The sequence below is a fragment of the Paenibacillus sp. Negev47 genome, assembly GCF_058313655.1.
Genome location: NZ_CM177754.1, coordinates 5804956 through 5828884 on the forward strand (window position 1 = coordinate 5804956; position 23929 = coordinate 5828884).

A 23929-nucleotide genomic window follows, 5' to 3' on the forward strand; every position below is an offset into this window, starting at 1 on the left:
TCCTTTCGCCTCATAGGCTTCTACATAAAGTGAACTAAAGATATTTACACTATCCACTCCGTTTCGTGCACATGTTTAGTTCGATCTATATAGCCATTTTCCCTTTATTATCCATTATTTGTTCCCGAAGTAACAATGGTCTAAGGAACCTTTTTGGCGACAAGATTTTCATGAATCAGGTGTCGTAGTTATGCCAAGATCGTTGTTCCAAGGCAGTTTGTTCCAAGATGATAAAAACTCCCTTTCCGTATGGAAAGGGAGTTTCTTCTTTTATTAAAATAGTGTTAACTCTGTACTGGTGTACCTTTACTGCACTGGAGGAATGGATGCCGGATTTTGAGCTGGCGCGCCAGTCTGGGCTACTAATTCAAGCTTAACCGTATCTGACGGGCCTGAAAGAGCATGTTTGTTCGTTGTTGGATTTGCAGCAACTGACAGAATATATACCTTGTACTCGGCTCCTTCCACAAGGTTGGCTCCGCTTGAATCTTTAGCTGCTGTAGTTAAAGTAACTTCAACCGCTTTAGGATTTCCAATTTGGTAGCTAGTGTTAAAGCTTGCTGTAGTCACATCCAAACTATCTGTTCCTTTAACAATAAAGAGTCGGTATGCAGAAATTCCAGTTTCAGAAGATGGTTTAGTAAAGGTAAGCTTATAACTTGCCTCCGTTACTGTACTGGTATTTAGCAAATCTGTAATAGTAGCAGCCTGAACGAATTCTTGTTGTGAATAGATATTAAATTCATTGGATGCCGGTGATAGATTGGACGCGCGAGAAGTACTGTTGGACAAGGACATAACAAACACTCTGTATTTCTGTCCAATAGAAAGTGGGCCGTTGTTAATATCACGGTATCCACTGTTCAATACGATTGAAGTGCCCGCACTACTTGTATCCAAGTCAGTATAGTAATTAATACCAAGTGCTGTACTTGTAGTGAACCCACTTACCTGATTCGCGGGCACGATGAAGATGCGATATTTAGCAATTCCCGTTTCATTCGATGCTTTGGCAAAATTGATAGTTACATCGGAAGGGTTACTTGCCTGTTGTCCCTGATCTTTGACGGTCACATTCACATTACTCACTGCTGCCACGGCAGACGTTGTGGTTAATTTGATTATGCCTGACGCTGAAGACAGCGCGTTTGCCAGAGATGAATTATTATTCACCGCCATTACGAACACTCGATAATCCGTGTCATTCACAATGGCACTTCCATCCGTTGTTCTAGCGTTATTCGGTAAAGTAATCGTCTGGTTACTTCCAGTTCTACTTACATACGTATAATTGGAGCTATTCACTGCATTGGCTACGTTCAGATTGAAACTGCCTACATTTGCATTTTTCACCACAAACACCCGATAGTGATTCACATTTGTCTCATCTGCGGATTTATTAAACGTCACACGCAGATCACTACCATTTCCAGCATCCCCAATATCAGATGGCACCACATTGCTCGGAGCGGTTACAGCAGCGTTTGCCCACAATGTAATCTGTGAAGAGTAAGAAGACAATGCGTTCTGACTGGAGTTTCCGCTATTACTCACAGAAAGAACAAACACACGATACGCATTACCATTAGAGATTCTATACCCATTCGTATCTACCGCATAGTTCGGAAGCGTAACTGACAGGTTACCGCCCGTTTTGTTCACTTGCGTGTAGTTGTTCGATGCATTTGCTGCGCTCAGCGTAAAGTTGCCCACATTACCGGAGCGTACAACGTATACTCGATATCCAGAGATTCTGGATTCGTCGGCTGCTTTGTTGAAAGAAACCCGCAGATCGCGCCCATCACCGTAGTCGCTGATATCTGCAACAGCCAAGTTGCTAATGACTCCCGCATTACCGTTCGTTGTCAGTCTCAGCACTGTGGAGGAAGCTGACAGCGCATTGGTATATCCATTCTGCTGGTTGCCCACCGCCATCACGAAGATGCGATAATCTTGCAGATTCGTTACGTTATAACCACTCGTGTCTTTCATGGATGAAGGCAATGTTGTTGTAATGTTGTTGCCTGTTTTGTTCACCGTATAGTACAGACTGGAGGACAGGTTACTTGCCGTCGTCAAGTTAAAGCTGCTGGCAACCGAGTTGCGCACCACGAAGACCCGGTAGTTCGCCACCTTGGACTCATCCGATGAACGGTTGAAGCTCACCTGAATATCACGGCCATCTCCATAATCCGAGTTATCTCTCACCTGTGTAATCACTGGAGACGTTGCTGTGTTCACCGACAGCGTAAGTGAAGATGATGCTGCGGACAGCTTGCTGTCTGTCGTTGTATTTGTGCTTACCGACAGGATGTAGACGACATACGCTGTACCGCTTTTAATCAATTCGCCGGACGTATCCCGTGTCGAAGAAGTCAGCTTGCTTTTGACTGCAGAAGTGTTGCCTTTGTATATGATAGTGGAGTTCGCACTGGACACTTTGTTCGCTGCAGCCAGATTGAATGCGGAAGAGTCCTTCGCTTTAACAACAAATGCACGATAATACGTAATGTTCGATGTCGTGCTCGGCTGGGTGAAATTAATCTCCAGATCGCGTCCATCGCCATAGTCGCTAACATCTGCAGCACGCAGGCTTGTAACCGCCTGTACTGTGGATTTCACATTATTGAGCTTCAATGCTTGGGAAGACCAGTTCAATGCATTTTTATAGTTATTGCTGCTGTTTCCAACAGTCAGTACATACAAGCGATACGTTTCATTGCTATTGAGCAAATCCCCGTTCACGTCACGTGTCTGTGCATTGAGCGTCAGTTTCGGGTTGTTGCCATTCGGTGTAACCGATGTATAGTTCGCAGAAGGTACGGCAGACGCTGCCGACTCCGTAAAGCTATTCACATCGCGAGTTTTCACCAGCATAATCCGGTAAGCAGATACAGCCTTCTCTGAAGTTGGACGTGTGAAGCTCACGGTCAGGTCACGACCATCTCCATTACTTCCAGATACCGAACCGTAGATGTTCCATGCAGCATATTGTGTCTCATCCACTGGAGGCGTTGCCGTTGTCTTGATATCTACACGCTGATTGCGCGAGTTCCAGAACACTTTCTCTCCAAAAGCTTCACTGACAAAACGAATTGGAACCATTGTGTTACCCTTAATCGTGTTCGCAGGTACATCCAGCGGGATCGCTTCCCCGTTGATGTATGCCGTTTTGGAACCAAGTTTCAAAGTAACTTCCTGATCATCGCGAGTTGCAACAATCGTTTTGGTTCTGTTGGTGTACGATACCTTCGCGTCCAATCCTTCAAAAATCGACCGAAGTGGAACCAGTACCCGTCCACCTTTCATAACAGGTGCCTGAGCAGATGATAACTCTGCATCATTAATATATATACTGATTCTCGCAGCTGCATCCATAACCGACGTTGGAAGTGCGGACATCAGCATGGCCGATACAGCCAGCGCTGACATTACCTTCTTCACTTGTTTTCCTCCCGGTTTCCTCATGTCCCATATCCCCATTCTCGCATTAGTTAACATCGAAATAGATTCGCTGTTCATTTCATTAATTCCTGTATTTTCCTATGCACAACTAAGACGTTCCGATCAGCTCAAAAGTTTCCAGTTGTACAAAAAATATTTTCGCAGAAACATTCCTCTATCTTCCACCCTCCAAAAGTTAAAAATAACAGAAGAATTTGTCACCATTCCGCAACCACATCCTGCCCCAATTGGGTTAATGTAAAGTAACTAGTGAACAACGCCTATCATTTTCTCAACTACGGGAGGTTCATATCTATGACATCATCGTTCCAATCTGCCAAACGTAAAGGCATACGCACCTTCATTACAGCTACCGCCATCGTCTTGCTGCTCCATACGGCTGTCTCTCCATTATCTGGAGTCGCTGCTGCCGCTTCTTCCAGTACAGATACCAAAGTCACAACTGCCAGTTCAACGACGATATATAAAACATTTCAATCCATGCTCTACAAAAAGAACGGCTTGCCTGCCGCGGATACCTATCTCGAATCTCATATCAATCAAGTCACCACTCATCATGCAACCCTGATGGTCTTACAACTGGAGAATGCTCGCAATAAGGCGCTGACAGCCATGACGGACCGCTTACTCGTACCTAATGTTCAGGACAAGATGATCAAGGCCTACAAGTGGAATGACAGCTTCACCCAACTCATGTCTCGCACCAAAGACACCAGTCTGCGTGCACTACTTCAACATGCACGGGATAGCGGCTATCGCCTGGTCATGCTGGAAGGTTCTCTTTATCCAATCATGAACTATATGTCTTTTCAGAAATATATCTCGTACGTGAAGCCAGACATCAAACAATACATTAATATCATGGCGGTCGAAACCAGTAACCTTGCCGCCGACGATGGTGCACTGGTTATTGGCTACCAGGAAATACTCAATCGCGCTTTGAATCAGGAACGATTCCTGAACGAATATCCCAAGTCCAATCGGGTACAACAGGTGAAAAACCTGATGAATAACTATACCTTGTATACGTTTTATGGCCTGAACAACACGCCTCTATTTGACTATGAAACGAACAAAATGACTGCTAATGCCCAGAAAGGTTACAAAGCTGTCTTACAACGTAACTCATCCGAAGAAAGTACCTTGCTGACCAAGCTCGATAAGTTCATGGACATCGTAACCGAAGCCCAATTCGAGAAAACGGCTGCTGTCGAGAAATGGCTGGAGCAGAATGTACCGGTTAGCAACTATGCGAATTATTGAGTTAATCCGTTCCCAGGATTAACATCCGGGCCAAAATACAGCTAAGTTCCAAACAGATAACCACGACAAAAACCGCCACAGGATTCGCTCCTGTGGCGGTTTCTTCTTGCTTCTATCGTCAAAACTGCTTAACACTTCAGCGCTCCGCACTATTGAATCGGTTTGACCATATGATTATACTCATGTCCCGCGATGACAATCACATCGTCTTTGACATATCCCTGCCGTTCGTACAGCATTAGCGCACGGCCGTTGTCCCGTTCTACAATCAGGGATACCTGCGAGTGACCCAGGTCTCTGCCCTGCTGCTCAAAAGCAGCCATCAGTGCCCTGCCGATACCCTGCCCCTGATAAGCTTCACTTACCGAGAGAGTATCCAGATAATACTCCCCCGGACGGGTTTCTTTGACCAAGGCATACTTCTCTTCCCGACTTCGTCCAGTTCGATTCAGAATCGGCTGATCCAGACGATCTGCTTCACCGCCATCATAGGCTACCAAAATCCCCGCAATCAGCCCATCCTGCTCCATCACTGTCACATGACGATAGCTAATCCGATTGTCTTCCTGCACATAGAACTCCTGCAAAATTTGCATCGCCTTCTCATGATCCGCCTCACCCGCAAGCGCGTATGCAATGTCCCCTATCGCCTGATACAACAATGGAATGACCTGATCTGCATCTTCTATGCACGCAGGTCTGATCAGAGGAGATGTTTCGTGGTGATCTGATTGCATCTTGGAATCATTCATCAGATTAACATGTTGAACAGATTCAGATTTTTGTTCAGCTCGGTATAGGCGATACCTTTGCGGTTCATGCGTTCAATGAGCGGGTGGTAATCTTCCTTGTACATCAGCTCGATGCCCACCAAGGCAGGGCCATTTTCCTTATCATGCTTTTTCGTATATTCAAACCGGGTAATATCATCATTCTTTCCTAGAACTTCCTCCAGGAATTCACGTAAAGCTCCTGCACGCTGCGGGAAATTAACCATGAAATAATACTTCAGACCTTCATAGATGAGGGAACGTTCCTTGATCTCCTGCATCCGGTCAATATCGTTGTTTCCGCCGCTAATCACGCAGACTACCGTCTTGCCCACAATTTGCTCACGATATTGCTCAAGCGCCGCAACAGCCAAGGAACCGGCAGGCTCGACTACAATTGCATTTTCATTATATAGCTCCAGAATGGTCGTGCAGGCTTTGCCTTCTGGTACTTTCACAATATCATCCAGTGCACTGCTGCAGATCTCAAAGGTCAGATCACCAACCCGTTTCACCGCGGCACCATCCACGAATTTATCAATATCATCCAACGTAACCACATGTTTGCGGAACATCGCCTCACTCATGGAAGCTGCCCCAAGTGGCTCCACACCAATGATGCGCGTCTCCGGACTCACGGTCTTCATGTAGGTTCCCACGCCGGCTGCCAGCCCTCCGCCGCCAATCGTCACGAACACATAGTCGGCATTCTCGTCGAGACTTTCCATGATTTCCATCGCTACCGTACCATTACCTGCAATAATTTTGGGTTGATCAAAAGGATGGATGAACGTCATGCCCTGTTCGTCACATGCACGCATAGCTTCTGCGTATGCATCGTCATAGGTATCCCCGATCAGCACCACTTCAACGTTGTTTCCGCCAAAGCGACGTACCTGCTTCACCTTTTGATTCGGCGTTGTACTCGGCATGAAGATTTTGCCGTTAATTCCGAGCGCATTACAGCTAAAAGCAACACCTTGAGCATGGTTGCCTGCACTCGCACAGACAATACCTTTCTCCATCTCGGCTGGTGTCAGACTGCGAATCATATTATAAGCGCCCCGAATTTTGAACGAGCGCACCACTTGAAGGTCTTCCCTTTTCAGATACACATTACAGTTATATTTGGCCGACAATACAGCATCCCGCTGCAACGGCGTTCTTACAATGACCTCACGCAGCACATGATGTGCGCGCACGATATCTTCCATGCCAACACTGGCACGACCGGGACTTGTGGTTCCCGTTGGTTCTTGTTCAACTGGTTTCATGTTGTCTCCACACTCCGCTTTTATGGTCTATATAAGTTGAACTAAAGTTTAATTACACTGACACTACAATGACAGAATAACCCTCCAATCGCTGTTATCCCCAGTTTTTTTCGATTCCCTTTTTCCAAGGGAAAAATCCGGTGATAGCGTATGCTTCCGATGCAGCTTTCTTTCAGAAAGCTTTTAGGCGAACGCTTCGCTTTTTCAGGTTCTTTCTGTCCTCTCCGTTATCGTGTAAATCATTAATTCAACTTATCTAGCAATGTCGCGCACTGCTTTTCTTTGTATTGTATCACTTTTGTTCTGTTCTTGCGCCTGAGCTCTTATCATTTATCATTCTTAAAATTTCATCAATAATGACCTGTGGGTCTGTATATATAACCATATGACCGGACTGATCGGCTGCAATCCATCTCGCATTGGACAACTGGCTCACTGTATGGCGATGCGCCGTGATGAGGGCCGGTCTGATTTTCCCCTCTCCCTTGCCCGGTTTCGTACCCGAGATCACGCTGACTTCCAGATCACCCAGAGCCGGAGGATGTTCCAGCAATACTGCCATGTCATTCAGAAATGTTTTGCTTTCCGCAAGCATCGTGCTGGCTGCCCGTACAGTGAAATCCTCCTTGAGGTGATCCGCCGCCACATCGTCAGGCTGCACACGTCCAGCTTTGCTGCCGAGCAACCGGTATAAGCCCGTTCGCGCCATGATTGGAATGAGGAAACCATTGATGGCAAAACTCTTTTTGGCCGTGTTCGAAAAATACAATTCACAATGCTCGTCTGATGGATCCACCAGAATAATGCCTCGTAATCGAGACCGATGTACAGCCGCAGCAGCCCGTACGATCGGACCTCCCCAGCTATGTCCAACCAGAATGAATGGACCCGAACCAAGAGCCGTCAGCAGATCCCCAAGATCCCCTGCAATGCGTTCAAGGCTGCGCGGAGCCGAGTCGACATCACTTCGTCCCGCCCCTGCCCTGTCATACACGACTGCGCGTACATGCTCAGCAATGGCTGGTGCAACCAGTCCCCAGTTCGATCTGGAGGCGCCCATACCGGACTCAAACACCACCGTCAGATCGCCTGTTCCCCTGGACATATAATGTAGTTTGCGACCATCGCGGGTCTGAACAAACGCACTTGAACCAAACGTATGTGAACTAGGGTTAGGATTCATGTTCCCCTCCTGATTACATGCATAGTCATCTTTCACCGAATCTAATTGAAAATGATTATCAATTACTTCATTATAGAATAATCCATGCCTTACGACAACCATGTTGCTCAGCAAGTTACAGCCGTCCTGTCGCTACTATCACGTTTCAAGGATCATTCCCCTCTCCACCGTTCTGCTAGCCTCCTTTTTCCTTGTGAAAAAGAAAACCCGATCCATGATTGGATCGGGTAACTGTACCAGCCGCATAGTGGCTGGAGCTCACATAAACATTCTTACACCTGTGTCTTGAACCAAGCTGCCGCGGCTTCTGCCTCGGTACGAGTCAACTGATGACCCTGACGCTCCCAGTGCATGTTTACCTCTGCACCTGCACCGCTGAGCAGCGAAGCAAGTTCCTCGGTTTCACGTCTTGGTACAATCGGATCGTTCTCGCCCGCACCAATGAACACAGGCAGACCTTTCATGTCCGGCAATTCCAGTCCGCGCAGCGGTACCATCGGATGATGCAATATTGCACCTTTGAATACATCTGCTTGATGGAAGATCAGGCTTGCCGCAATATTGGCACCGTTAGAGTAACCCAGTGCATACACGTTGGACCGATCGAAGTCGTATTCCACCGCAGCTGCATCGACAAAAGATCCCAGCTCAGCCGTACGAGCAATCAGATCCTCTTCATCAAAAATACCTTCGGCCAAGCGGCGGAAGAAACGGGGCATCCCGTTCTCCGATACGTTCCCCCGTACCCCAAGTATGCCAGCTCCTGGTGCGATCATCTCCGCCAGACCAACCAGATCATTCTCGGTTCCACCTGTGCCGTGAAGCAACAGGATTGTTGGCGCATCCGGCTGAGCACCTGCTTTATAGATATGTTTCATTGTATTGGTTGTGGTCATGATTTAGACTCTCCTTTCCATTCACGTACTTCAATTCGTGGCAACAATTGTTCGATCTGTTCGCGCTGTGGTTCATACCATTCAGGCAGCATCAGTTTCTGGCCCATGCTCTCTTTTGGTTCATCCCGTGCAAATCCCGGAGGATCCGTCGCCAGCTCGAACAGTATACCTCCCGGCTCCCGGAAATACACAGCGTTGAAGTATTGACGGTCAATGACCGGCGTTGGATGATATCCCGATTGTTCAAGATCCTGCTGAATTTGTTCATGCTCCGCGTAATCTTTCGCACGCCATGCGATATGGTGGACCGTTCCGGCTCCGCCAATCCCGCGTTGGATGCCTGTAGACTGAATATCGATGATCTGACCAATATCGCCGCTTGCCTGAAGACGAAAAAGTCCGTTCTCTTCACCGACCTGCTCCAGACCCAGTTTGCTCACCAAGACGTCCATGGTTTTCTCAGGGACGTGACTGAACAATACGGCACCGCCAAATCCTTTGATGGCATGCTCGGGTGTCACACCGTTGAAAGTCCAGCTGCTTGGCTGACCACCTTCGCGCTCAACCAGTTCAAGCAGCAGACCGCCTTTGTCGAAGAAACGAATGTACTGCTCACCGAATCTGGTTTTATTTTCATATGGAATATCGAAGGAAGCAAGACGTTCTTTCCAGAAAGGCAGGCTTCCTACAGGAACCGCATATACGGTAACTCCAGTCTGACCGGAACCAATGACACCTCTTCTTGAATTTTGCTGTGGGAAAAAGGTAATGATTGTGCCCGGTGCACCCTGCTCATTCCCGTAATACAAGTGATACACGTCTGGTGCATCAAAGTTAATTGTTTTTTTCACCAGTCTGAGCGCCAATACACCTGCATAAAAATCAACATTTTTCTGTGCATCGTCTACAAACGCTGTAATGTGATGAATTCCTGAAGTTCTGAACATAATCTCCACTCCCTTGGTTTATTTACACAGACACTACGATGACAGAATAACCTTCCAATCGCTGTTATCCCCAGATTTTTTTGATTTCTTTTCCTAAGGGAAAATCCGGGGATAAAGGCGACCGCTTCGCTTTTTCAGGTTTTTTCTGTCCTCTTCGTACGTTTAAGTTCGACTTATTTCGCTTCTTTTATTTATTGCTTTTCTTATTTATCTTTAAATTAAGATTCTTTAAATTTATATTAGTCCATTAAACCACAATATGCAAGCTTTTATTTTAAAATTAAGGTTTAATACAAAAAAACAGGCCCCGATCACATCGGGAACCTGCTTAGCGTTAGAACGATTACGTTGTTTCGTGATTCTTGTATTACATTTGTCTCACTGCTTCTTAAACCAATTTCATTCTTTTTGGTGGATTCACCAAATCTTTGTGCTCATATTCATCCTTAATATCTCCGACAATCTCTTCAAGGATATCCTCCATCGTAACCATACCTACCGTAGCACCTGCCTCGTTTTTCACGGTTGCAATGTGTACACGGCTTTGCTGCATCTGGATCAGTACATCCTTGATTGGAGAACGTTCGGAGAAACTCGGCGTATTGTGAACAAATGTCTCCATATTGAAGTCTCTGCCCGCAGCCACACTCGTCAGCATTTCTTTCGTGTTAATGAAGCCAACAAAATGAGCCTGATCCCCATTCGCAATAACAGGGTATCTCGTGTATTCGTGTCGATTCAGCATCTCAATGATCTGATCAAGCGGCATTTCTTTATTCAAGGTAACGATTTTATCTCTTGGAATCATAATTTCCTGAAGCAGACGCTCATCAAAAGCAAAAATGTTTTTGAGGTAGTCCAGCTCCGTCTGGTTGATCTCGCCACTCTCATAGCTCTGTGCCATAATCAGCTTCAGCTCTTCTTCCGAGTGAACGGTATCATGCCCGGCAGGTTTTACACCGAATATGCCAAGCAACAGACGAGCAGCTCCATTCAATGCATAGATGAACGGATTCATGATTTTACCGAACCAGTACAGTGGTGGTGCCAGCAACAACGTCATTCTCTCTGCAAACTGGATCGCCAGGGTTTTCGGTGCCAATTCACCAATAACCACGTGCAGGAACGTAATGATTGCCAGAGCGATACCGTAGGAAAGCACGGTAGACAACGCAGCCGGTACTTCCATTCGCTCAAACAGCGGATGCAGCATTTTCTCAACGGTAGGTTCACCCAAGGCTCCCAATACCAACGCCGTGATGGTAATCCCCAATTGACACGCAGATAGATAATAATCCAGGTTGTGCGCCACTTTTTTGGCCAGTACTGCCTTTTTGTTCCCTTCCGAGATCAATTGATCGATTCGGGACATCCGTACTTTAAGAATTGCAAATTCGGCTCCAACGAAAAAGGCTGTCAGACCTATAAATACGGCTACTAAAAATAAATTCAAGGCTATTATTCCGTCCAATGATTTCCCTCAGGTTGAGGGATTCACCTCCAAGTAAAATTTATATTAAGGTTGCTCAGAACACTCCGATGACAGAATAACCTTCCGACCGCTGTTATCCCCAGATTTTTTTATTCCTTATATAAAAGGGGAAAATCCGGTGATAAAGGCGGACGCTTCGCTTCTTCAGTCTATTCTGTCCTCTCCGTTATCGCAAAAACATTTAAAGTTTCAAGAGATTTCCGAGCAGATCACGCCAGATCGCTTGTAGCTTCCTCAACCTGCGCACCGCTCACTCGTTCCAGAAGAACTTGTTTGATGTGATAATTTTCGGTGTCCACAACGGTCCAGACATAATCACCATGTTCTACCGTGTCGCCTTTTTCCACACCTACACCCTTCTGGTACTGAATCCATCCGGCCACGGTGTCCATCTCTTCATTACCTTCGAAGATAAGTCCGAACTGCCGCTCCACTTCATCCAAAAGTACCCGGCCGTTGATGAGATATTGATTCTCTCCAGTCTCCTGGATATCGGCCACCTCATCGGCGTCGAATTCATCGCGAATCTCACCGACAAGCTCCTCCAGAATATCCTCCATTGTAATGATTCCCGAGGTACCGCCGTATTCATCCACGACCACGGCCATGTGTACACGTTCCTGCTGCATTTTTATCATCGCATCCTGGATACTTGTAACTTCGGAAACGAACGGGATCTCGCGAACGAATTCACTTAGTTGATACGATCTTGCAGCAACCATGTCAGGCAAAATCTTTTTCACATTCACGACGCCGACAATACGATCCTTGTCCCCATCCTCGATGACAGGGTAGCGTGAATAGTTATGTTCATCCAATATAGGAATAATATCGTCATAGGTCATATCCTGACTTAATGTCACCAGTTCCGTTCGCGGGACCATGATATCTTTAGCATCACGTTCATCGAACACAAATACATTTTCCAGATATGAAAGCTTGGTCTTGTTGTTCTCGTCACCTTCATAACTCTGGTTCATAATGATTCTGATCTCGTCCTCCGAGTAAGCTTGATCATGTTCCGCAGGTTTCACACCGAATCCCCGCAGAAGAACACGTGAGGCTCCATTCAGCGCCCAAATGAATGGGTACATGATTTTACCAAACCAGTATAATGATGGGGAGAGCATCAATGTCAGTTTTTCCGAAAACTGAATTGCCAGCGTTTTGGGCGCCATCTCACCTACAACCACATGCAAGAACGTGACGAGTATAAAGGCGATCGCATAAGAAGCAATCGACGAGACTGAAGCAGGTACGTCTAAATAATTGAATACCGGATATAACAATCTCTCAACCGTCGGTTTTCCGAGTGCACCCAGTCCCAATGCGGTGACCGTAATACCGAGCTGACAGGCTGACAGATAATAATCCAGGTCCGAGACAACTTTTTTGGCGAGTACTGCCTTTTTATTGCCTTCCGCAACCAGTTGATCCACTCTTGATGTACGAATTTTGACTACAGCAAACTCTGATGCTACGAAAAATGCAGTCAATGCAATCAAGATAATAAGTAATGCGATATTCAATATGGTAATTATGTCCAATGATTTCCCCGGTTCTCAGGGATTCACCTCCAGAGATAGTTACAGCGTGATCCGTTAACTACGTTAACCATTCATCCGCTGTTTGTCGTTCATCATGGCTTATAGCTTATGCCTTATATGAAATCGAATAATGATCATATTTGTAAATGTCGTACGGTTTGACCTTGTAAAATACAAAACAGGAATTCAAGATGAAGTCAATGACTTGCAGAAACTTCTCCATTCAAATCGGGTTACCCCTCATGCTGTCAATTGTTCCTCGCTTAACTCCACCTAGATTCGCCATTTGGACAATTTACAATATCGCCTACCCAATAGATATCCACCTCCCCTCATACTCATTCCTGTTTCCGAAAAGTATACCACGATTCCAGCACAACCATCCAGTTGCACGTTATGGTTTGGCACAAGCTTACAGTTTAATGTTCACAAATTAGTCTTTATGTATGTTATGTGCTTTATATAATATGTTTAGTATTACCTTATAATGTGATATTCTTCACATAATTAGTATAGTCCAATTTATAAAAATACTACCCTTTACTTTGGGTCATTAAACATGTGTGTTTACATAGCATACATCTATATACGCAACAAAGAGCCCGCAGGATGCAACAACCTTACGGTGCACATCTTTACGGGCTCTTCTATTTATCCTACACCAGTGCTTTAGCAGCAATATCCGTCCGCTGATGTTTGCCATCAAAACGGATACGTTCTGCCTGTGCATAGGCTTTGTTTCTAGCTTCAGCAATATCCGCGCCAAGGCCAACTACGCCCAGGATTCGTCCACCATTGGTGACCCAGTCTCCTGCTTCACTACGCGCTGTACCTGCGTGGAATACCACGGCATCATGTACTTGATCCAGTCCTTCAATGACTACACCTTTGGCATAAGGACCCGGATAACCTCCTGAAGCAAGCACCACACATACTGCGGCTTCATCGCTCCATTCAATTTCAATGTCAGCCAGCTTGCCATGAACGGTGGCCCAGAAGATATCGAACAAGTCACTCTTCAACCGTGGCAAAACAACCTGTGTCTCGGGATCACCGAAACGTGCGTTGAACTCAATCGTTTTGGGTTTACCATCTGGTGATATCATCAGCCCGGCAAACAACACGCCTTGGAATGGGCGCCCTTCGGATACCATGGCCTTGGCTGTTGGTTTGATGATTGTCTCCACGGCTTCTTCAATAATGGATGCAGAGATATGTGGCAATGGTGAATATGTCCCCATACCGCCTGTGTTTGGCCCCTGGTCATTATCGAATACAGGTTTGTGATCCTGTGCTGCAGCCATTGGACGAACCGTCTCACCATCGACAAAAGCCAGAATCGACATTTCCTGTCCTGCGAGGAATTCCTCGATAATCACTTTGGCTCCTGCTTCACCAAATACTTTCTCCACCATGATACTGCGAAGTGCCTGATCAGCCTCTTCACGGGAATAAGCTACCGTCACACCTTTGCCCGCTGCCAATCCATCTGCCTTGATGACAACCGGAATCGCTTGCTCATTCAGGTAAGCCTGTGCCTGTTCGTAATTATCGAATTTCTCATAGGCTGCGGTTGGAATATTGTATTTGTGCAGTAGATCCTTCATGAACGTCTTGCTACCTTCGATCTCTGCTGCATTACGACGTGGACCAAATACCGGAATACCTGTCGAATCAAATGCATCCACGATCCCATCCGCCAGCGGATCATCCGGACCAATAACCACCAGACCCACTTTAAGCTCTACAGCAAGAGCCTTTAGTTTATCGAATTCATTCACCGCAATGGCATGACACTCAGCGAGCTGAGCAATGCCTGCATTTCCCGGTGCACAGTGAATCTTGCCTGTCTTTGGACTCTTCGCCAGCGCCCAGATGATTGCATGTTCCCGGCCACCGCCGCCTATTACCAGAATATCCATTCGCTCTGTTCCCCCTCCGTGCATAACTGGATTTGTTATATTATTACGTGTTGAAATAGTCTAAAAAAGAAGGGGTGTACCATAAGTCATTAGCATGACAGGCGACACCCCTTATTAAACCTTTTTCGCTCTAGTGTTTGAAGTGACGCACGCCTGTGAAGACCATGGCAATTCCATATTCATTCGCTACTTTAATGGATTCTTCATCCTTGATCGAACCACCAGGTTGAATCACTGCTGTAATTCCGGCTTTTGCTGCCAGTTCCAGCGTATCCCCCATTGGGAAGAACGCATCGGATGCCAGAATAGCACCTTTTGCTTGCTCGCCAGCTTGCTCAATCGCAATTTTGGCTGCACCCACACGATTCATTTGTCCAGCGCCCACACCTACCGTCATATCATTCGCAGCAAGTACAATTGCGTTGGATTTCACATGTTTAACTACTTTCCAGCCAAACAACAGCTGTTTCAGTTCTTCTTCCGATGGCGCACGATCGGTTACCACGTTCAGCTCGCTCGCTTCAATGGAGTGCACATCGGACTGTTGCACGATCATACCGCCGTCGATGGACGTTACCACGAATTGGCTCTCCCGTTTACGAGCAGCATTCAGTTCGCCCGTTTTGAGCAAACGAATGTTTTTCTTCTTCGTCAGGATATCGAGAGCCTCTTGCGTAAAGTCAGGAGCAAGTACGATTTCCAGGAAAATCTCGCTCAATTTGCCTGCTGTATCGCTATCGATAATGCGGTTCGCTGCCACAATGCCACCAAAGATAGACGTTGGATCTGCAGCATATGCTTTGCTGTAAGCTTCATAGATACTTACGCCAATGCCCACGCCGCATGGGTTCATATGTTTAACCGCGACAACGGCCGGTTCTTCAAATTCCTTGACGATCTGCAGAGCTGCATTCGCATCGTTGATGTTATTGTAAGACAACTCTTTGCCATGCAATTGCTCGGCTGTTGTCAACGTATCTTGAGCAGCTAGCGGTTTGCGGTAGAACGCCGCCTGCTGGTGTGGATTTTCACCGTAACGCAAATCCTGGAGTTTTTCGTAAGTAACCGTCAGACGCTCTGGCAGTGGATCGCCATTTACGTTGGACAGGTAGTCGGAGATGAGTGCATCGTAAGCCGCCGTATGACGGAACACTTTTGCCGCAAGCCGTTTGCGAGTTTCGAGAGTGGTATCTCCATCGTTGCGCACTTCCTCCAACACTTGGCTGTAATCAGATGCGTCTACAACGACACTGACAAAGGCATGGTTTTTGGCTGCCGAGCGAAGCATCGTTGGACCGCCAATATCGATGTTCTCGATGGCATCTTCGTAAGCTACGTCCGGTTTCGCAATAGTCTCTTGGAATGGATACAGGTTCACGACAACCAGATCGATATAGCCAAGACCTAGTTCTTCCATCTGGCGTGTGTGCTCTTCGTTATCACGCACAGCCAACAACCCACTATGAACTGCCGGATGTAATGTTTTGACACGTCCGTCCATGATTTCCGGAAATCCGGTCACATCCGAAATTCCGATGACAGGTACGCCTTCCTTCGACAACAGGCTGCTTGTACCTCCTGTCGAAATAATCTCCACACCCATTTGCGACAGCTCGCGGCAAAAGTCCACGATGCCTGTTTTATCCGATACGCTGACCAGCGCTCTTTTGATACTCACAATATGCTCCTCCTTTAATGTCCCATTGGCTTCGCGTTTCATGACGAAACACAGCCGATTTATTTCCCGAGAAATATCACAAAATGCGTACCAATATTCGACTTCTGTTATATAAGTGGAACCAAGATGTTTACACGGGACACTCCGATGACAGAACAACCTTCCAATCGCTGTTATCCCCAGATTTTTTGATTCCCTTTTCTTAAAGGGAAAATCCGGTGATAAAGGCGAACGCTTCGCTTTTTCAGGTTTTTTCTGTCCTCTCCGTTAATGTGTAAAAAAATTTCAACTTATATTAAACCGGTTTCTGTACTGTGACGTGACGTCCGTCTAACTGAACCAGACCTTGAGCGAACCAGGATACCACTTCAGGGTATAACTGCTGTTCGGCCGCATGAATGGAACGGCTGATTGATTCAGCAGTATCCTCTGGTAAAATGGGAACGGGATGCTGGGCAATAATAGGTCCTGTATCCATGCCACCGTCCACAAAGTGCACGGTCACACCTGTAACTTTCACGCCATAGTCGAGAGCCTGTCCAATCGCATCCTTGCCTGCAAATGCCGGTAGCAAGGACGGATGAATGTTAATCAATTGCCCTGCGTAACGATCCACTACAACCGAAGTCAGCAATCTCATATATCCCGCAAGAACGACCAAGTCGATCTTTTTGGATTCAAGTACTTCCACGATCTCTGCCTCATAGGCTTCACGAGAAGCATAATTTTTCGGAGTAAACAGATGACAATCCACGCCTGCATCCTGTGCCCGCTGCACAACACGTGCATCCGGTTTATCACACACGAGCAGATCAACGGATGCATTCAGCCCACCGTTTCGTACTGCATCGACCAATGACTGAAAGTTGGACCCTTCACCCGACGCAAATACAGCTATGCGGTAGTTCGCCATTAAACATCCGCTCCCGTGAAGGTTACTCGCGCATCTCCTTCAGTAACACGTCCAATGATGTACGCTTCTTCACCAGATGATTTCAGTTGTTGCAGCGCTTCCGCTGCATCTGCTTCGTTAACAACCAGTACAAGCCCGACACCCATATTAAATGTGGTGAACATGTCACGGTTCGAGACAGCTCCCTTTTCCTGTAACAGGTTGAAGATCGGCAGGATCGGCCAAGAGCCGTAGTCAATATCCACATTCACGTTGCTTGGCAACATACGTGGGATATTCTCGATGAAGCCGCCACCTGTAATGTGAGCCATACCTTTTACTCTTACCTTTTCCAGTAGGGACAACAGAGGTTTAACATAGATCTTCGTAGGTTCCAGCAGGGAATCACCCAGCTTACCGCCCAGTTCTGCTACTTCATCATGCAGATCAAGTCCCGCATCTTCCAACAACAGTCTGCGCACCAGCGAGAATCCGTTACTATGCACACCGCTGGAGGCCAATCCAATCACTGTGTCGCCAGGGGCGATGGTTGTGCCGTTGATGATCTTCGCTTTGTCCACGATGCCCACCGTGAATCCGGCAATATCGTATTCGCCTTCACTGTACATGCCCGGCATCTCCGCCGTTTCGCCACCGATCAACGCACAGCCCGACTGATGACAGCCTTCAGCGATTCCCGCAACAATGGCTTCGATCTTCTCTGGAATGACTTTGTCACATGCCAGATAGTCAAGGAAGAAGAGTGGTTCTGCACCCTGTACCACAATGTCGTTCACACACATCGCTACCGCGTCGATTCCGATGGTATCGTGACGGTCCATGGCAAATGCAATTTTCAGCTTGGTGCCTACGCCGTCTGTACCGGATACAAGCACAGGCTCATCGTATTTATCTTTGTTCAAACCGAACAGGGCACCGAATCCACCCAGATCTGTCATCACTTCCGGACGGAAGGTACGCTTCACGTGTTTTTTCATCCGTTCAACCGCTTCATTACCTGCCGCGATATCGACGCCGGCCTTTTTATATGCTTCAGACAAGTGGAATCATCTCCTTTTTTTCGCCCCTCCTAAATCCTCCCGCCTGGGAGGACCCCCTAGGACCTTGGCAGGCCCTCTGGACACCCGCCAAACAAGCGGTGCAGGGGTGGCTGGTGTGGTCTTGCTATGGTTGATTCGTACGTGTGCTCGCGGAGTTGTTCGCTGACCGATGGCCGCAGGCCATCGGTCAGCGAACCCCGCGCGGCTGCGTCGCGAGGCAAGCCCGCAGGGCAGCTGCTTCACCTGGCTGCCCTGGCCCCTGTTGCTCCGCAAGGCGGGGCTTAAGGGCTCGGGCTATGCCCGGGGGCAGCTGCTTCGCGCGGCTGCCCTGGGGCCCCTGTTGCTCCGCAAGGCGGGGCTTAAGGGCTCGGGCTATGCCCGGGGGCAGCTGCTTCGCCTGGCTGCCCTTGCCCCTGTTGCTCCGCAAGGCGGGGCTTAAGGGCTAACAGCTGCAGCCGAATTTTTCCTCGCCGCCAAAGTCGAGGCGGGTTGGGTAATCATTATCAAAACATGCGAGGCAAAGCCCGCCCTTGGGATCATTCTGATTATCTCCCTGTATCGATGCAATCAGTCCATCCGGACTGAGGAACGACAGGGAATCGGCATTAATTTCACGGCAGATTTCTTCCACCGACAGCTGTGAGGCGATCAATTCGCGGCTGTCAGGCGTATCAATGCCATAGAAACACGGGTTTTTGAAAGGTGGTGATGTAATGCGCACATGGACCTCGGTTGCTCCTGCATCACGTAGCATGTTCACGATCCGCCGGGAAGTTGTTCCCCGTACAATGGAGTCGTCAATCATGACCACACGTTTGCCTTCCACCACGCGACGCACAGCGCTCAGCTTCATCTTCACGCCTTGTTCCCGCAGTTCCTGGCTCGGCTGGATAAACGTACGTCCAGTGTATTTGTTCTTGATCATACCCATTTCGTAAGGAATACCCGTTTGCTCCGCATAACCTATTGCCGCGGAAATACTGGAGTCCGGTACACCTGTGACCAGATCCGCATCCACAAATGCCTCAATCGCCATCCGGCTTCCCATCCGTTTACGGGCAGCATGCTGGTTCGCACCATTCATATCACTATCCGGACGGGCAAAATAGATATACTCCATTGCACACAGCGCCTTGCGGTGTTTGTGATGATCGAAGCGATCCTCGTGCAGACCATCGGCATCCAGCACAAGCAATTCACCTGGTTCAATGTCACGGATCAATTCTGCCCCGATCGTTTCGAGTGCACAGGTCTCGGATGCAAACAGATACGCATCACCCAGCTTACCCATCGTGAGCGGACGAAGTCCGTGTGGATCAGAAGCAACAAGCAGCTTGTCATTGGTCATGATCAGAAATGCATAACCGCCCACAATGCGCTGGAATGCCTCTTTTGCCGCTTCCACAAGCCCTTTGGAGGATCGTGCAATTAGATGCGCAATGACCTCGGTATCACTTGTTGTTTGGAAAATGGAACCACTCTGCTCCAGCTCACGCCGGATCGTTGGTGCATTTACAATGTTTCCGTTCGTCGCTACCGCGAGATCACCATCACGGTATTTGAATACCAATGGCTGTGCGTTCGTCAATTTACTGTCACCACTTGTTGAATACCGGACATGTCCAATGGATATATCGCCGGTCAACGTTTGCATCAGGTCTTTGGTGAACACTTCTTTCACCAGACCCATGCCGCGATGATAATTAAACTGGCTTCCATCACTCACACACATGCCTGCACTTTCTTCGCCCCGATGTTGAAGCGCATGCAGTCCATAATAGGAGAGCGAGGCCGCATCAGGGTGTCTGAACACCCCGAACACGCCGCATTCTTCCTTCAATTTGTCGAGTCCTTCCTTGCCGGACCCTTCATTATAATAATCGCCTGTCCACAACGGTCCTGTCGTCAGTTCATGAGACATGGAATCGCATCCTCCCAGACCTGAGCCAAACCTCCTACAGGTTCGCTCACGGCTGATGTTCCGTTCAATTCAATCGTCAGGTTACTTCCTTCTACACGTCCAATCACAGCTACAGGTACACCGCGCTCACGTACAAATGCTTCAAGTTTCCCCGCTTGCTCTGGCGTAGCCGACAACAAGATACGGGATTGGCTCTCACTGAACAGAGCGTGATCTCCACGCAACGTCGTCTCCACATTTACCTGTGCTCCTACGTTACCGCTGATACAAGACTCTGCGAGTGCAACAGCCAAACCGCCTTCAGACAAGTCATGTGCCGAACGAACGAGACCGGATTGAATAGCTTCCAGCACCGTGCTGAGCAACGCTTTTTCCGTTTGCAAATTCAGCTCTGGCGGACGGCCTTCCGTTTGTCCATGAACCGCGTATTGCAGCTCGCTGCCACCCAGTTCAGCTTTCGTTTCACCGAGTAGGATGATGACATCGCCTTCGGATTTGAATGCTTGTGTCGTGATATGATCCGTATCATGAACGAGACCTACCATACCGACAACTGGCGTTGGATAGATGGAGCCTTTGGCATTTTCGTTATACAGACTTACGTTACCACCGATAACCGGCGTATCCAGCACACGACAAGCTTCTGCCATACCGTCTACCGCTTTCTCCATTTGCCAGAAAATATCCGGCTTCTCCGGGTTACCGAAGTTCAGGTTATCCGTGATCGCCAGCGGCTCTGCACCGGAACATACAATGTTACGCGCTGCTTCACTCACAGCAATTCGTCCACCAACTTCAGGATCAAGGTACACATAACGTCCATTACAGTCCGTTGTCATCGCGAGACCTTTGCGTGTTCCACGAATCGTAACTACGGCTGCATCCGAACCTGGACGAACGGCTGTGCTTGTACGCACCATGTAGTCATATTGATCATACACCCATTTTTTACTTGCTACCGTTGGTGAAGCCAGCACTTGTTTCAAAGCCCCGCCGAGATCCGACACTTCGTCGTAACGAAGCGTGTCGATGGAAGCACTTTGCTCGTAGTATGCAGGTACAGAAGAAGGTTTGTCATACACTGGACATTCGTCAACCAATGCCGTTACTGGCATATCTCCGACCACTTCGCCGTGGTGGATCAATTTCAGGCGACCGTCATCCGTTACTTTACCGACTTTGGCACAGATTACGCCCCAACGTTCAAAGATTTCCATCGCCTGCGCCTCATCCTTCGGCTCAACGACGAACAGCATCCGTTCTTGTGACTCGGACAACATCATCTCGTAAGGCGTCATGCCTTCTTCACGCTGTGGCACCTGATCCAGATACAATTCCAGACCATTACCCGCTTTACTTGCCATCTCTGCACTCGAACATGTCAGACCCGCAGCACCCATATCCTGAATACCGAGCACGATGCCCGTGTCGATCAATTCCAGACAGGATTCCATGACGAGTTTTTCCATAAACGGGTCACCGACCTGAACCGCTGTTCGTTGGGACTCGGATTCTTCCGTCAGTTCAACCGATGCAAAGGTTGCTCCATGAATACCATCTCGGCCTGTTGGCGGCCCCACATAGTAAACTGGGTTTCCCACACCTTTAGCTACACCGCGCTGGATCTTGTCATGATCAATCAGACCCACACACATAGCGTTAACCAGCGGATTGCCTTCGTAGCTCTCATCAAACATCACTTCGCCACCAACGGTAGGAATACCGATACAGTTACCGTATCCAGCAATACCGGCTACAACATGTTCGAACAAATATTTAACGCGATCGCTCTCCAGCTTGCCGAAACGAAGGGAGTTCAACAACGCTACCGGTCTAGCGCCCATGGAGAAAATATCACGGATAATGCCGCCCACACCTGTTGCCGCACCTTGATAAGGCTCAACCGCGGAAGGATGGTTATGGCTTTCAATTTTGAATACAACGGCCTGGTTATCACCGATATCCACGATACCGGCACCTTCACCAGGTCCCATCAGGACACGTGGTCCAGTGGTTGGGAAACGGCGCAGCAATGGCTTGGAGTTTTTATAAGCACAATGCTCGGACCACATAACACTGAACACACCAATTTCCGTGTAGTTTGGCTTGCGCCCCATGAACTCACAGATCAGCTCATACTCGCTGTCAGATACGCCCATTTGTGCGTAAAGTTTATGTTCTGCGACCTGTTCTGCTGTCGGTTCCTTAGCGGATAGCTGCTGCGTCATGCCGATCCCTCCATGCTTTCAAAATAGATGTAAACATACGTTTGCCGTCTTCCGAACCAAACAGTGAATCCACTGCACGCTCTGGATGCGGCATCATGCCGACCACGTTTCCAGCTTCGTTACAGACTCCTGCAATATCACCCAGGGAACCGTTCGGGTTGGTACCATACGTAAATACGATCTGGTTGTTCGCTTGCAGACTCGCGAGCGTCTCCTCGTCGCAATAATAGTTGCCTTCACCGTGAGCAATCGGGATGATAATCTCTTCGCCCGGTGCATAGTCACGTGTAAAAGGAGTATCCGCGTTCGCCACTTTCAATACCGTATCGTGACAACGGAATTTTAGGGAGGTGTTGCGGATCAATGCACCTGGAAGCAATCCCGCTTCCGTCAGGATCTGGAATCCGTTGCAAATACCCAGAATATATTTACCTTGTTCAGCAGCTTTCGCTACCTCGTTCATTACCGGTGCAAAGCGGGAAATCGCTCCGCAGCGCAGGTAGTCACCATAAGAGAAACCACCCGGAACTAAAATACAATCATAAGCCGATAGATCTGTAGCCGTGTGCCATACATAATCAACCTCTTGCCCAATAGCATCTTCTACTGCCTTGTAACAGTCGATGTCGCAGTTGGAGCCAGGGAACACAAGAACTGCAAATTTCATGAGATTAACCCTCCAATTCGTAGCGGTAATCTTCAACAACGGTGTTGGCCAGCAGCTTTTCACACATGACTTTCAATCGTTTCTCCGCTTCCGCACGATCTGTTGTATCCAGGTTCAGTTCCATGACTTTACCGATCCGTACACTTTCCACTTCGTTGAATCCCATTGAATGCAGGGCTCCTTGAACAGCTACGCCTTGCGGGTCGAGTACGCTTTGCTTAATAGTGACATATACGGTTGCTTTGATCATGATCCTTATGTTCCTCCTCAGTAATGAACGGGATAAATGCTTTACGCTGTTAAAAAAGTGACTCTGGAGCTTGCTCCGGGGCGGATTGTTCTTCCGGTCGCTTGTTGTCCCCAGGTTTTTGGATTGTTTTGAACCGCTGTGCGGTCAAAACCCGGGGACAAAGGCGAACGCTAACGCTCCTTTAAGAACAATTCCGCCCCTCCGCTAGTCCATGCGACGTTTTTTAAAGGCCCAAACCTTTTACGTTGCACGGTGTGTAATGGTAGAGACTGACCATTACGTGAAAGCAGCTAATGGTCTTTACGTTACATGAGTGTCCAATGAAATTGAATCTCGCAATCTTTCAGGCTTCCCTACCTATGGGAAGCTACCGCTCTTAATTGCCTCATCCCCCAGTTTGACACTGGCGGAGGGAAAGATTTGAGCTAGAGAAGCGTAAGCGTTCGCCTTTGCAACCGGAATGTTTCCTTTTG

General features: G+C 47.9%; 17 protein-coding genes. 1 reads left to right on the forward strand and 16 read right to left on the reverse strand.

Annotated features, from left to right (window positions below):
* Nucleotides 1-306: 306 nt before the first annotated feature.
* Nucleotides 307-3444 carry a stalk domain-containing protein gene (locus AC4G47_RS26160; protein WP_491103495.1) on the reverse strand — a complete coding sequence of 1046 codons (3138 nt, stop codon included), beginning with the start codon at nt 3442-3444 and terminating at the stop codon, nt 307-309.
* 315 nt (nt 3445-3759) lie between these two features.
* Between AC4G47_RS26160 and AC4G47_RS26165 the strand changes: the two genes are divergently transcribed.
* On the forward strand, nt 3760-4728 hold the full coding sequence (locus tag AC4G47_RS26165; RefSeq protein WP_491103497.1) for a hypothetical protein: 969 nt from the start codon (nt 3760-3762) through the stop codon (nt 4726-4728).
* Between the two features lie 149 nt (nt 4729-4877).
* Here AC4G47_RS26165 and AC4G47_RS26170 read toward each other — a convergent pair whose 3' ends face one another.
* From AC4G47_RS26170 to purS, 15 genes are all read right to left on the reverse strand, one after another.
* The gene (locus AC4G47_RS26170) at nt 4878-5480 is read right to left on the reverse strand and encodes a GNAT family N-acetyltransferase (protein ID WP_491103498.1); all 603 of its coding nucleotides are present in this window, start codon (nt 5478-5480) and stop codon (nt 4878-4880) included.
* Complete coding sequence (gene ilvA, locus AC4G47_RS26175; RefSeq protein WP_491103499.1) at nt 5480-6772, reverse strand: threonine ammonia-lyase IlvA; 1293 nt, start codon at nt 6770-6772, stop codon at nt 5480-5482. The genes AC4G47_RS26170 and ilvA overlap by 1 nt, the downstream gene beginning before the upstream one ends.
* A 292-nt stretch (nt 6773-7064) precedes the next feature.
* On the reverse strand, nt 7065-7955 hold the full coding sequence (locus AC4G47_RS26180) for an alpha/beta fold hydrolase (RefSeq protein WP_491103501.1): 891 nt from the start codon (nt 7953-7955) through the stop codon (nt 7065-7067).
* A 272-nt stretch (nt 7956-8227) separates the two neighbouring features.
* Nucleotides 8228-8833: an alpha/beta hydrolase gene (locus AC4G47_RS26185; protein ID WP_491106804.1), complete on the reverse strand. Its 606-nt coding sequence runs from the start codon at nt 8831-8833 to the stop codon at nt 8228-8230.
* A gap of 14 nt (nt 8834-8847) precedes the next feature.
* Nucleotides 8848-9798 (reverse strand): ring-cleaving dioxygenase, encoded by a 951-nt coding sequence (locus AC4G47_RS26190; protein ID WP_458125283.1) that lies wholly within the window; start codon nt 9796-9798, stop codon nt 8848-8850.
* A 388-nt stretch (nt 9799-10186) separates the two neighbouring features.
* Complete coding sequence (locus tag AC4G47_RS26195; RefSeq protein WP_491103502.1) at nt 10187-11269, reverse strand: hemolysin family protein; 1083 nt, start codon at nt 11267-11269, stop codon at nt 10187-10189.
* Nucleotides 11270-11499: 230 nt separating this feature from the next.
* Nucleotides 11500-12837, reverse strand: a complete 1338-nt coding sequence (locus tag AC4G47_RS26200) for a hemolysin family protein (RefSeq protein WP_458125281.1) — start codon at nt 12835-12837, stop codon at nt 11500-11502.
* 656 nt (nt 12838-13493) lie between these two features.
* Nucleotides 13494-14759 carry a phosphoribosylamine--glycine ligase gene (gene purD / locus AC4G47_RS26205; protein WP_491103504.1) on the reverse strand — a complete coding sequence of 422 codons (1266 nt, stop codon included), beginning with the start codon at nt 14757-14759 and terminating at the stop codon, nt 13494-13496.
* Nucleotides 14760-14889: 130 nt separating this feature from the next.
* The gene (purH, locus tag AC4G47_RS26210; RefSeq protein ID WP_169482947.1) at nt 14890-16437 is read right to left on the reverse strand and encodes a bifunctional phosphoribosylaminoimidazolecarboxamide formyltransferase/IMP cyclohydrolase; all 1548 of its coding nucleotides are present in this window, start codon (nt 16435-16437) and stop codon (nt 14890-14892) included.
* 295 nt (nt 16438-16732) lie between these two features.
* Nucleotides 16733-17350 carry a phosphoribosylglycinamide formyltransferase gene (gene purN / locus AC4G47_RS26215; protein ID WP_491103505.1) on the reverse strand — a complete coding sequence of 206 codons (618 nt, stop codon included), beginning with the start codon at nt 17348-17350 and terminating at the stop codon, nt 16733-16735.
* The gene (gene purM, locus AC4G47_RS26220; protein WP_491103506.1) at nt 17350-18390 is read right to left on the reverse strand and encodes a phosphoribosylformylglycinamidine cyclo-ligase; all 1041 of its coding nucleotides are present in this window, start codon (nt 18388-18390) and stop codon (nt 17350-17352) included. The genes purN and purM overlap by 1 nt, the downstream gene beginning before the upstream one ends.
* Before the next feature lie 442 nt (nt 18391-18832).
* On the reverse strand, nt 18833-20311 hold the full coding sequence (gene purF, locus AC4G47_RS26225; RefSeq protein ID WP_145326169.1) for an amidophosphoribosyltransferase: 1479 nt from the start codon (nt 20309-20311) through the stop codon (nt 18833-18835).
* Nucleotides 20296-22539: a phosphoribosylformylglycinamidine synthase subunit PurL gene (gene purL, locus AC4G47_RS26230; protein WP_491103509.1), complete on the reverse strand. Its 2244-nt coding sequence runs from the start codon at nt 22537-22539 to the stop codon at nt 20296-20298. Before purL ends, purF begins: the two co-directional genes overlap by 16 nt.
* Nucleotides 22517-23206 carry a phosphoribosylformylglycinamidine synthase subunit PurQ gene (gene purQ / locus AC4G47_RS26235; RefSeq protein WP_036606071.1) on the reverse strand — a complete coding sequence of 230 codons (690 nt, stop codon included), beginning with the start codon at nt 23204-23206 and terminating at the stop codon, nt 22517-22519. The genes purL and purQ overlap by 23 nt, the downstream gene beginning before the upstream one ends.
* A 4-nt stretch (nt 23207-23210) precedes the next feature.
* Nucleotides 23211-23456, reverse strand: coding sequence for a phosphoribosylformylglycinamidine synthase subunit PurS (gene purS / locus AC4G47_RS26240; protein ID WP_017690695.1), 246 nt, complete (start codon nt 23454-23456; stop codon nt 23211-23213).
* Nucleotides 23457-23929: the final 473 nt, after the last annotated feature.

What these genes read in the sequence shown, in the direction of transcription:
- AC4G47_RS26180 (WP_491103501.1), bottom strand. Translation starts at nt 7,955, where the DNA reads ATGAATCCTAACCCTAGTTCACATACGTTTGGTTCAAGTGCGTTTGTT.
- purN (WP_491103505.1), bottom strand. Translation starts at nt 17,350, where the DNA reads ATGGCGAACTACCGCATAGCTGTATTTGCGTCGGGTGAAGGGTCCAAC.
- purD (WP_491103504.1), bottom strand. Translation starts at nt 14,759, where the DNA reads ATGGATATTCTGGTAATAGGCGGCGGTGGCCGGGAACATGCAATCATC.
- purL (WP_491103509.1), bottom strand. Translation starts at nt 22,539, where the DNA reads ATGACGCAGCAGCTATCCGCTAAGGAACCGACAGCAGAACAGGTCGCA.
- purS (WP_017690695.1), bottom strand. Translation starts at nt 23,456, where the DNA reads ATGATCAAAGCAACCGTATATGTCACTATTAAGCAAAGCGTACTCGAC.
- purF (WP_145326169.1), bottom strand. Translation starts at nt 20,311, where the DNA reads ATGTCTCATGAACTGACGACAGGACCGTTGTGGACAGGCGATTATTAT.
- AC4G47_RS26165 (WP_491103497.1), top strand. Translation starts at nt 3,760, where the DNA reads ATGACATCATCGTTCCAATCTGCCAAACGTAAAGGCATACGCACCTTC.
- AC4G47_RS26185 (WP_491106804.1), bottom strand. Translation starts at nt 8,833, where the DNA reads ATGAAACATATCTATAAAGCAGGTGCTCAGCCGGATGCGCCAACAATC.
- purQ (WP_036606071.1), bottom strand. Translation starts at nt 23,206, where the DNA reads ATGAAATTTGCAGTTCTTGTGTTCCCTGGCTCCAACTGCGACATCGAC.
- ilvA (WP_491103499.1), bottom strand. Translation starts at nt 6,772, where the DNA reads ATGAAACCAGTTGAACAAGAACCAACGGGAACCACAAGTCCCGGTCGT.
- AC4G47_RS26190 (WP_458125283.1), bottom strand. Translation starts at nt 9,798, where the DNA reads ATGTTCAGAACTTCAGGAATTCATCACATTACAGCGTTTGTAGACGAT.
- AC4G47_RS26170 (WP_491103498.1), bottom strand. Translation starts at nt 5,480, where the DNA reads ATGAATGATTCCAAGATGCAATCAGATCACCACGAAACATCTCCTCTG.